Here is a 655-nt window from a genome sequence, read left to right as displayed (position 1 = left end):
AATTGAAAAAATCAGCATAGGTTTTGACGCAGAAAAATTAAAAGCCGTCAAGTTTTTTATGCCGAAAGACAGCCCGTCTCTTGAAGAACAGCTGACAGAACAGATAGAAAAAATATATCAAAAGGTAGTGCCACAGCCTGCACGGTTATACATTGAGGAGGTTATGAAGGATAATCCGAAACAGGGCAAAAAGGCATAAAACAGAGCCTAAATATTTTTAAGCAGGATAAAGCATTGGTGTCGCAGAGCGCCGCCAATGCGGTGAAACACCGACCGGCAGAGCCGTTCGGGAGGGTGCGGTTTGAAAATTTTGGTGCGGTTTTGGGTGCGGTATGCACGATTTACAAGGAATAATGCGGACTGTGTGAGGTCATATCACGGGTGCGGAAGGGAGTGAGGCAAATATGAGCAAACAACACATAAGTTTTTGGATAAAAAACTCAAACCTGAAAGAATGCGAAATCAATATGAAAAGCATAGGGTGTAACAGCCGCAGCGACTACATTGACAGGGCGGTTGAATTCTATAACGGATATATTCATAACAAAAATAACGAGGACTATGTCAATAAAAATGTTGTGAATACTGTTCAGGCTTTGCTTGACAGCTTCGAGAAAAGGCTGGCGCGGCAGATGTTCAAGCAGTCGGTTGAAAT

General features: G+C 42.7%; 1 protein-coding gene and 1 pseudogene. Both read left to right on the top strand.

Going from position 1 to position 655, the window contains the following annotated elements; translation table 11 throughout:
• Window positions 1–199, top strand: a 199-nt coding sequence (locus tag H8706_RS12265) for a DUF6103 family protein (RefSeq protein WP_262432862.1), incomplete at its 5' end; no start/stop codon positions are given.
• Window positions 200–404: 205 nt separating this feature from the next.
• Window positions 405–655, top strand: a pseudogene (locus H8706_RS12260) (hypothetical protein); the annotation flags it as partial.

The sequence above is a fragment of the Qingrenia yutianensis genome (genome assembly GCF_014385105.1).
In the GTDB taxonomy this organism is placed as follows: Bacteria; Bacillota; Clostridia; order UMGS1810; family UMGS1810; genus Qingrenia; species Qingrenia yutianensis.
This window is presented reverse-complemented; position numbering and strand designations above follow the sequence as displayed.